Here is a 9314-nt window from a genome sequence, read left to right as displayed (position 1 = left end):
CAGTGGAGCGTTAGCGTGAGTCATTGAGGACCTTCGGTCAGAGGTTGGTGTGGTAACCCCTCCGTACCGAAGGTCCTCGCTATTCGTCTACGCCTCGCCGTTCACAACCTGCCGGGGAACTACAGCTAGGTCAGCTCTCGCTCGGCGACGGGCTCGGGCTCTCGCCCGCGCCGCCACCGAGGTCGATGTCGCACTCCGACTGGGCGTGCTCCTGGATCTTCTGGCCCGCCTCGGCGAACTCCGGGTTCGCCAGGCCCTGCAGGTCGGCGGCGACCTTCTGCAGGTCCTGCTGCGTGACACCCTCGGGAACCTGTCCCTGCTGCAGCGTGGTCAGGTCGCCGATCTCGAGGCCGATGGAGTCGAGCGACGTCTCGAGGGTCTCGACGGCACCGCTGATCGTCTGCCACTCCGGCTCGACCTCGGCCGGGGCGTCGTCGGCGAGCTGCTTGAAGGTGTCGAACGCCTCCTGCAGCTGCTCGGGCTGCGGGTCGGCGCTGTCGAACGCGGCGAAGGAGTCCTGGGCCTGCTCCAGCTCCTGGCAGTAGGACGAGTCGCCCGAGGCCTCGGGCGAGGCGTCGTCGGACGAGCCCGAGCTGCTCGAGCCGCTGTCGCCGCCGCCGCAGGCGACGAGCAGGGTCGCGGCGAGGGGGAGGGCGGCGATGCGGGCGAGGCGCGTGGTGGTTCGCATGCCCACGAGCCTGGCACGGCGCACCACACGCCACCAGCACCGGGGCGGGGGCGGCGTACGATCGGGTCAGTGACCGCCCCCACCCGCCGCCGTCGGCGCAGTGCCTGGACGGTCTGGTCGGTCGCCATCGCCGTCTACGTGCTCGCGGTCTTCCACCGCTCCTCCCTCGGCGTCGCCGGCCTCGTCGCGACCGAGCGCTTCGGCGTCAGCGCCGCGCAGCTGGCGACCTTCACCATGCTCCAGCTCCTGGTCTACGCGGTGATGCAGGTGCCGGTGGGCCTGCTGCTCGACCGCTACGGGTCGCGCTCGGTCATGCTCGGCGGTCTGGTGCTGCTGACAGCCGGCCAGACCGGCTTCGCGCTCGCCTCGAGCTACCCGGCGGCGCTGCTGGCCCGCGGCCTCGTCGGGGTGGGCGACGCGATGACCTTCATCTGCGTGCTGCGCCTCGTCAGCAGCTGGTTCCCCCGCCGGCGGATCCCGCTGGTCACCCAGCTGACGGCGACCGCCGGCCAGCTCGGCGCGGTCGTCGCGGCGATCCCGATGACCTGGGCGCTGGCCCAGCTCGGCTGGACCCGCGCCTACCTGCTCGCGGCCGCGGTCGGTGTGGTGCTGGCCGTCGCGCTGCTCGTGGTGCTGCACGACACCCCCGACGGCCGCAACCTGCGGGGGCAGCGGCTCTCGCTCACCGTGGTCCGGCAGAGCCTGGCGGCGTCGTGGGCGCACCCGGGCACCCGGCTCGGGTTCTGGATGCACTTCAGTACGCAGTTCAGCGCCACCACGGTCACGTTGCTGTGGGGCTACCCGTTCTTCGTGCGCGGCGAGGAGCAGTCGTCCGCCGCCGCGGGCCTGCTGCTCACGCTCATGGTGCTGACGATGATGGCGTCAGGACCGGTCCTCGGGGTGCTCGTGGGGGCGCGACCGTGGCACCGCTCGACGATGGTGCTGTGGATCGTCGCGGCGATCGTCGCCGCGTGGACGCTGGTGCTCGTCTGGCCCGGCCCCGCGCCGTACGCCGTGCTGGTGCTGCTCGTGGTCGTGACCGGCATCGGCGGCCCGGCGTCGGCGATCGGCTTCGACGTCGGCCGCACCTCCAACCCCGTCTCGCGGCTCGGCAGCGCGACCGGGATCATCAACCAGGGCGGCTTCTACGCCAGCCTGGTGCTGGTGGTCGTGATCGGCCTGGTCCTCGACTGGCGCACCCCCGGCACCAGCACGGCGTACACGCCGGAGTCGTTCCGCTGGGCGATGGCGGCGCAGTACCCCCTGTGGGCGCTCGGGCTGGTGCAGGTGTGGCGCTACCGGCGCCGGGCGCGCGCCCGGATCCTGGCCGACCCGCGCGAGCGCGAGGCCATCGGGCTGGACGCCTGAGCCGAGCGGCGCGAGGGTGGGTCGATGGCGACCACCCGTGAGCTCCAGGTGACCTTCGACTGCGCGGATCCCGCCGCCCTGGCGGACTTCTGGGCGGACGTGCTCGGCTACGCCAAGGAGCCTCCCCCGCCGGGCCACGACAGCTGGGACGACTTCCTGCGGGGTGCGGGGGTGCCCGAGGAGATGTGGAACTCGCGCTCGGCCATCCGTCCGGTCGAGGGATCGGGGCCGCGGATCTTCTTCCAGCAGGTGCCGGAGGGCAAGACCCTCAAGAACCGGGTGCACCTCGACGTGCGCGCGGCTCCCGGCCTGACGGGGCAGGAGCGCCTGGCCGCGCTCGACGCCGAGGCCGAGCGGCTGGTCGACCTCGGCGCCAGCGTGGTGCTGCGCCAGGAGCCCGACGGGTTCGACGAGGCCTGCATCTGGATGAACGACCCCGAGGGCAACGACTTCTGCCTCGACTAGCGAGGTCTACCGCCGCCGCACCGTCAGGGCCACGAGGCGAGAGATCACCATCGCGACGTAGAGCACGCCCGAGACCTGCTCGAGGATCACGACGGACCGGGCCACGTCGGCCACGGGCAGGATGTCGGAGAGCCCCACGCTGGTGAGGTTGGTGAAGGAGAAGAAGAGCAGGTCGAAGAACCGCGGCGCTCCCTGGTCGCTGACCGGCTCGATCGCCCCCGGCACCAGGACGTCGACCGCGACGTAGAAGTGGGCGAACATCCACGCCACGACGGTGAACGTCGCCGCGATCGCGTAGAGCTCGTCGGTGCTGACGTGCTCGTCGTGGAAGAGGTAGCGCAGCAGGCTGTAGGTCACGTAGGCGTAGAACGCCGCGTGCAGCACCGCGCTGGCGACCACCACGCCGTCCGAGGCCGGCCAGACCGCCTCCGCGACGGTGAGCGCGACAGCGGGGATGCCCACGGCGACGGCCGCCACCGAGAGTGCCGGGGTGTCGCGCACCACCCTGATCGCCAGGCCCACGGCCACCATCGAGATGACGCCGAGCACGGCCGAGCCGACCGTGCTCTGCTGCAGGAAGGGGTAGAGGACCACGGCCAGGAGCTGGGCGGCGAGCAGCTGCGCCGAGGGTTGGAACAGCCCGATGCGACGCATCTCCTCGACCGGCGACCCGGGGGAGGAGTCTGCCGAGGATCCCGACGCTTCCACGGCGCGCAGTCTAGGCTCGCGGGCGTGAGGAGGTGGGTGGTCGTCGACCTGGCCCTCGTGGCCCTGGCCGTGGCGCTCGTGGTCGCCGTCGTGCTGACCTGGCGTTCCGGGCCCGCCACCCCCACCGACCGCGGGGCCGCGGACGGGCCCGGTGCGGCGGCCGGCGCCGAGGTGGTGGCCTTCCTGGAGGTCGACCACACCGACATGGACGCCGTCACCGGTCGCGTGCTCGACGGGGCGACCGGCGGGTTCCGCGAGGAGTACGGCGCCGGCCGCGACCGGCTCGTCGCCCGGGTCGAGCAGCGCCGGGCCGTCGTGGACGCCTCGCTGCGGGCCGTCGGTGTCGTCGAGCAGTCGTCGTCCGACGCCGTGGTGCTGGTGGCGGCCGACAGCCGGGTGGTCGACCGCGACACGGGCGACGGGACCGGCGACGACCCCGTCCAGCGGCGCGACCGGCTCCGGGTCGGGCTCGAGCGGGTCGACGGCCGCTGGCTGGTCTCGCGGCTGGAGTACGTCCGGTGAGGCGCGGTCTCGGCTGGACCGGGCCCGGCGCCACCTTCGTCCTCGGCCTGCTCTGCGTCGTGCTCGCGCTGGTGCTCTCCGCCGGGCTGTGGTGGCGCCAGCAGAGCGACGCCCGCGCCGCCGACCGGCCCACCGTCGCCGTGCCGGTCACCTCGCCGGAGGCCGCCCGCGAGGGACGCGAGGCCGCCGGACCCCTGGTCGAGCGGGTGCTGTCCTACACCTGGCGCGACTTCGACGCCCGGGTCGAGCGGACCCTCGAGGTGCTGGGCGCCAGCTACCGCCGGCAGTACGTCGAGGAGATGGCCGGGCTGCGCCGCAGCGTCGTCGGCCCCCGGGTCACGGTCCGAGCGACCGCGACCGACGTCGGGGTCGTCAGCGCCTCGCGCGAGCGTGTGGTCGCGCTGGTGTTCGTCGACCAGGTCAGCTCGGCCGAGGGGTCGCCGGCGCGACGAGCCGACCAGGTCCGGGTGCTGGTCACGGTGGTGCCGACCGGGTCAGGATGGCGCGTGGCCCTCCTGGACTCCTTCTGATCGGCGCAGGCTGATGATCGACACCGACCTCCTCGTCGTCGGGGCCGGCCCGGCCGGCCTCTTCGGGGCCTACTACGCGGGCTTCCGCGGCATGCGGGTCGTGGTGGTCGACTCGCTGCCCGAGCTGGGCGGCCAGGTCTCGGCGATGTATCCCGAGAAGACGATCCTCGACGTGGCCGGCTTCCCGGCCATCAAGGGCCGCGAGCTGGTCGAGCAGCTGGTCACACAGGCTGCGAGCGCGGAGGCGACGTACCTCCTGGGCCGCACGGCGTCCGGGCTCGACGTGGGCGAGGACGGCGTGGTGATGCACCTCGACGACGGCACCGACGTCACGGCGTCGGTCGTGGTGGTGACCGCCGGGATGGGCAAGTTCACCCCGCGGCCACTGCCGGCGGCCGAGGGCTGGGAGGACCGCGGGCTCGTCTACTTCGTGCCGTCCTTCGTCGAGCACGCCGGTCGCGACGTGGTGATCGTGGGCGGCGGTGACAGCGCCTTCGACTGGGCGCTGCACCTCGAGCCGATCGCGCGCTCGGTGACGCTGGTGCACCGGCGCGAGGCGTTCCGGGCGCACCGGGCGACGGTCGACAAGGTGCTGGCCGGGCGCACCGAGGTCGTCACCTCGGCCCAGGTGACGCGGCTCGTGGGGGAGCACCACGTCGAGCAGGTCGAGATCACCACCGGCGACGGCGAGGTGCTGGAGCGCCCCGCCCAGACGGTCGTCGCGGCCCTCGGGTTCGTCGCCGACCTGACCGCGATGAAGGCGTGGGGGCTGGAGTTCGACCACCGCCACGTCCGCGTCGACACCCAGATGCGCACCAACCTCCCGCGCGTGTTCGCCGCGGGCGACATCACCGACTACCCGGGCAAGGTCCGGCTGATCGCCGTCGGCTTCGGCGAGGTCGCGACCGCGGTCAACAACGCCGCGGTGCTGGTCGACCCGAGCGCCCACGTCTTCCCGGGGCACTCCAGCGAAGCCAGTTGAACTCGGTTCAGTAGAGTCCGGCCCGTGCGCATCGCCCTGCTGTCCTACCGGAGCAAGCCGCACTGCGGGGGCCAGGGCGTCTACGTGCGGCACCTCTCGCGCGAGCTGGTCGCGCTGGGCCACGACGTCGAGGTCTTCAGCGGCGCGCCGTACCCCGAGCTCGACCCCGGCGTGCGGCTGACGCGGGTGCCGAGCCTCGACCTCTACCGCGAGCCCGACCCCTTCCGCACCCCACGACCCTCCGAGCTGCGCGACCTGCTCGACGTCACCGAGGTGCTGGAGATGTGGGCCGGGGGCTTCCCCGAGCCGCGCACCTTCAGCCGCCGCGTGGCCCGGCTGCTGGAGGCCAGGCGCGAGGAGTTCGACGTCGCGCACGACAACCAGGTGCTCGGCTTCGGCATGACCGACGTGCAGCGCCTGCTGCCCCTGGTCACGACCATCCACCACCCCATCACCGTCGACCGGGCCACCGACCTCGCGCAGGCCGGCTCCTGGCTGCGGCGCCTGTCGCTGCGGCGCTGGTACTCCTTCCTGTGGATGCAGGCCCGCGTCGCCCGGGCCGCCGAGCGGGTCCTCACGGTCTCGGAGTCGAGCCGGCGCGACATGGTGCGCGACTTCGGTGTCGACCCCGAGCGGGTGCAGGTCGTGCCCCTAGGCGTCGACGAGGGGTTCGTGCCGCCGAGCGAGGCACGTGTGCCCGGCCGGCTGCTCGCGATGGCGAGCGCCGACGCCCCGATGAAGGGGGTCGCCACGCTGCTCGAGGCCGTGGCCAAGCTCCGCACCGAGCGCGACGTGCACCTGGTCCTGGTGAGCAGGCCCACGCCCGGCGGCCGCACCGAGCGGCTCGTCGACCGGCTCGGTCTCGCCGACGCCGTCACCTTCGTGCACGGCATCGACGACGCCGAGCTGGTGCGGCTGATGGGCTCCGCCGAGGTCGCCTGCGTGCCGTCGCTCTACGAGGGCTTCTCGCTGCCGACGGCCGAGCTGATGGCCTGCGAGACCCCGCTCGTCGTCAGCCGGGCGGGTGCCATCCCCGAGGTGGTCGGTCCCGACGGCGAGTGCGCCGACCTGGTCACCCCCGGTGACGTCGGCGAGCTCACCCAGGCCCTGGCCGCACTGCTCGACGACCCGGCCCGGCGCGCCGAGATGGGCCGCCGCGGGCGCCAGCGGGTGCTCGCTCGCTTCAGCTGGCGCGCGGTCGCCGAGGCGACCGCCGCGGCGTACGACGACGTGGTGCGGGCCCGCACCACCAGGAGGTAGCACCCAGATGTTGACCGTCGACTTCGACCGGCTCGGGCTGCGCCCGGGCGACCGCGTCATCGACATGGGCTGCGGGGCCGGGCGCCACGCCTACGAGATGTATCGCCGCGGCGCCGACGTCATCGCCTTCGACCAGGACGCCGACGAGCTGTCGGGCGTCTCCGACGTCTTCGCGGGGATGCGCGAGGCGGGGGAGGTGCCCGAGGGCGCGGAGGCCGACACCAAGCAGGGCGACGCGCTGTCGCTGCCCTTCGCCGACGGCGAGTTCGACCGCGTCGTCGCCTCCGAGGTGCTCGAGCACATCCCCGACGACGCCGGGGCCATCTCCGAGCTGGTGCGGGTGCTCGCCCCCGGCGGCACCATGGCCGTCACGGTGCCGCGCTGGCTGCCCGAGCGCATCTGCTGGGCGCTGTCCGACGAGTACCACGCCAACGAGGGCGGCCACGTCCGCATCTACCGCGGCGACGCGCTCGTCGCGCGGCTCGAGGAGGCCGGGCTGGAGCACGTGGGCACGTCGTGGGCCCACGCCCTGCACTCGCCGTACTGGTGGATCAAGTGCGCGGTCGGGGTCGAGAAGGACCGCCACCCGCTGGTGCGGGGCTACCATCAGCTGCTCGTGTGGGACATCATGCGCACCCGCGGCATCTCGCGCCTGACCCGCACGGCCGAGCGGCTGCTCGACCCGCTCATCGGCAAGAGCCTCGTGCTCTACCTGCGCAAGCCCGCATGAGCCCGCTGCCCGTGACGCTGCCCGAGCTGCCGGGCCTGCTCTGCGCCGCCGACGTCGCGGCGACGGCGCGCACCATCGCCGACACCCAGCAGCCCGACGGCTCCATCCCGTGGAGCCCGTGGGACAAGGTCGACGTCTGGAACCACGTCGAGGCCGCCATGGGGGCGCTGGTCGGCGGTGAGGTGGCCGCGGCCGAGGCGGCGTACGACTGGTGCGCGCGGACCCAGCGCGACGACGGCTCCTGGCCGATGCGCTGGCAGCAGGGCGAGGTCGTCGACGACAGCACCGAGACCAACATGTGCGCCTACCTCGCGGTCGGCGTGTGGCACCACTGGCGGGTCAGGCGCGACCTGGCCTTCGTCGAGCGGCTGTGGCCCGTCGTACGCCGCGGCCTCGACGTGGTGGTGGACCTGCAGCTGCCGTTCGGGGGCGTCGCCTGGTCGCGGGAGTGGCGGGGCGGCGAGCCCGGGCGCACCAACGCGCAGGCGCTGCTGTCGGGCTCCTCGTCGATCTACCAGGCGCTGCGCGCCGGGGTCGCGCTCGCGACGCTGCTCGAGGAGCCGCAGCCCGAGTGGGAGCTGGCCGGCGGCAGGCTCGGGCACGCGCTGCGCCAGCACCGCGACCGCTTCCTCGACAAGCGCAGCTTCGCGATGGACTGGTACTACCCGGTGCTCGGCGGCGCCGTCCGCGGGCGGGCGGGCCACGACCTGGTCGCGTCGCGGTGGGACGACTTCGTGGTGCCGGGCCTCGGCATCCGCTGCGTCGACACCAACCCGTGGGTGACCGGCGCCGAGACCTGCGAGCTCGTGCTCGCCCTCGACTGCCTCGACGACCGGGACCGGGCGCTGCGCCTGCTCGCCGACGTGCAGCACCTGCGCAACGAGGCCGGCGGCTACTGGACGGGCTACGTGTGGCCAGACGACGCGGTGTGGCCGCGCGAGCAGACGACGTACACCGCGGCCGCCGTGGTGCTCGCGGTCGACGCGCTCTCGCGCACCACGCCGGGCTCGGGGATCATGCGCGGCGACGACCTCGCCCCGCACTTCGCTGAGATCGGTCTGGAGTGCGGCTGCTCCCCGCGCGACCTCTCAGCCGACGTCCTCGCCCGCTGAGCCGGCGCTGCGGACCAGCACCCGCATCGACCCCACGGTGGTCGTCGGGGTGAAGGCGCCGCTCGCGACCGCCCGCTGCCAGACGTGGAACGGCGCCTGCCCACCGTCCTCTGGTCGCTCGAAGACGTCGTGGACGACGAGCGCCCCGCCCGGCCGCACCCAGCGCGCGAACCCCGTGTAGTCGGCCTGCGCGTGCTCCTCGGCGTGGCCGCCGTCGACGAACAGCAGCGCCAGCGGCGTGCGCCAGTGGCGGGCGACCGTCGTGTTGCGCCCGACCACCATGACCACGACGTCCTCGAGCGCCGCGCGCTCGAGGGTGCGCCGGGCGTGCGGCAGCGTGTCCATCCGGCCGCTCCCGGGGTCGACCAGCGAGGCGTCGTGGTGCTCCCAGCCCGCCTGGTTCTCCTCCGAGCCACGGTGGTGGTCGACGGTGAAGACCACGCTGTCGCGCTCGCGGGCAGCCGCACCGAGGTAGACCGCCGACTTGCCGCAGTAGGTGCCCACCTCCAGGCCCGGCCCGTCGCCGAGGTGGGCGAGCCCCGTCTCGTGCAGCAGCGCCCCCTCGTCGTCCGGCATGAACCCCTTCGCCGCCCGGGCGACCTCCAGCAGCTCCGCGTCCACGCCCGCGAGCCTAGAGCCGGCCCCGCGGTACCGCTCCCTGAGGAGCCCCGCGAGGGACGGGCGGCTCTGTGCCGCTCCCTGTGGAGCGCCGCGAGGGACGGGCGGCTGTGTGCCGCTCCCTGAGGAGCGCCGTGAGGGACGAGCGGGGCGTCACGAAGGGGCGGGGCGCCCTTCGTGGCTCGCTCCGCTCGCACCTCAGGGACCGGGGACCGCTCCGCTCTTCGAGGAGTTCGGGACTGCTGAAGGTTCGATTGTCATCTGATCTGTGGCGACATCTGTCGCCGCTGGAAGGATGTCGACCATGCCCGCTCCCCACCCCAAGGAGTTC

11 protein-coding genes are annotated in these 9314 nt (G+C 73.5%); 8 read left to right on the top strand and 3 right to left on the bottom strand.

The genetic code is table 11. From position 1 onward, the window contains the following. Positions 1–130 precede the first annotated feature (130 nt). Positions 131–688: a hypothetical protein gene (locus tag ACYU8I_RS18645; RefSeq protein ID WP_460843801.1), complete on the bottom strand. Its 558-nt coding sequence runs from the start codon at positions 686–688 to the stop codon at positions 131–133. A 69-nt stretch (positions 689–757) separates the two neighbouring features. On the opposite strand from ACYU8I_RS18645, the gene ACYU8I_RS18640 reads away from it, so the two are divergent. Both ACYU8I_RS18640 and ACYU8I_RS18635 read left to right on the top strand, forming a co-directional pair. After that, a complete protein-coding gene (locus ACYU8I_RS18640; RefSeq protein ID WP_460843798.1) occupies positions 758–2056 on the top strand; it encodes an MFS transporter in 1299 nt (432 codons plus the stop codon). Positions 2057–2080: 24 nt separating this feature from the next. Next, positions 2081–2521 (top strand): VOC family protein, encoded by a 441-nt coding sequence (locus ACYU8I_RS18635; RefSeq protein ID WP_460843795.1) that lies wholly within the window; start codon positions 2081–2083, stop codon positions 2519–2521. Positions 2522–2527: 6 nt separating this feature from the next. Here the strand turns inward: ACYU8I_RS18635 and ACYU8I_RS18630 are convergent, their stop codons facing one another. Further along, positions 2528–3229 carry a potassium channel family protein gene (locus tag ACYU8I_RS18630; protein ID WP_460843792.1) on the bottom strand — a complete coding sequence of 234 codons (702 nt, stop codon included), beginning with the start codon at positions 3227–3229 and terminating at the stop codon, positions 2528–2530. Positions 3230–3253: 24 nt separating this feature from the next. Between ACYU8I_RS18630 and ACYU8I_RS18625 the strand changes: the two genes are divergently transcribed. The 6 genes from ACYU8I_RS18625 to ACYU8I_RS18600 are packed head-to-tail and all read left to right on the top strand — an operon-like array spanning position 3254 to position 8365. Next, positions 3254–3751 carry a hypothetical protein gene (locus tag ACYU8I_RS18625; protein ID WP_460843790.1) on the top strand — a complete coding sequence of 166 codons (498 nt, stop codon included), beginning with the start codon at positions 3254–3256 and terminating at the stop codon, positions 3749–3751. Next, on the top strand, positions 3748–4281 hold the full coding sequence (locus tag ACYU8I_RS18620; protein ID WP_460843787.1) for a hypothetical protein: 534 nt from the start codon (positions 3748–3750) through the stop codon (positions 4279–4281). The genes ACYU8I_RS18625 and ACYU8I_RS18620 overlap by 4 nt, the downstream gene beginning before the upstream one ends. A 13-nt stretch (positions 4282–4294) precedes the next feature. After that, positions 4295–5263: an NAD(P)/FAD-dependent oxidoreductase gene (locus ACYU8I_RS18615; protein WP_460843785.1), complete on the top strand. Its 969-nt coding sequence runs from the start codon at positions 4295–4297 to the stop codon at positions 5261–5263. A gap of 24 nt (positions 5264–5287) precedes the next feature. Then, the gene (locus ACYU8I_RS18610; protein ID WP_460843783.1) at positions 5288–6523 is read left to right on the top strand and encodes a glycosyltransferase family 4 protein; all 1236 of its coding nucleotides are present in this window, start codon (positions 5288–5290) and stop codon (positions 6521–6523) included. A gap of 7 nt (positions 6524–6530) precedes the next feature. Continuing rightward, positions 6531–7253 (top strand): class I SAM-dependent methyltransferase, encoded by a 723-nt coding sequence (locus tag ACYU8I_RS18605; RefSeq protein WP_460843781.1) that lies wholly within the window; start codon positions 6531–6533, stop codon positions 7251–7253. Beyond that, complete coding sequence (locus ACYU8I_RS18600; RefSeq protein ID WP_460843779.1) at positions 7250–8365, top strand: prenyltransferase; 1116 nt, start codon at positions 7250–7252, stop codon at positions 8363–8365. Before ACYU8I_RS18605 ends, ACYU8I_RS18600 begins: the two co-directional genes overlap by 4 nt. Here the strand turns inward: ACYU8I_RS18600 and ACYU8I_RS18595 are convergent. Beyond that, complete coding sequence (locus ACYU8I_RS18595; protein WP_460843777.1) at positions 8342–8986, bottom strand: class I SAM-dependent methyltransferase; 645 nt, start codon at positions 8984–8986, stop codon at positions 8342–8344. The two genes, ACYU8I_RS18600 and ACYU8I_RS18595, sit on opposite strands and share 24 nt — an antisense overlap. Positions 8987–9314 lie beyond the last annotated feature (328 nt).

This window comes from Nocardioides marmoraquaticus, assembly GCF_054777915.1.
This window is presented reverse-complemented; position numbering and strand designations above follow the sequence as displayed.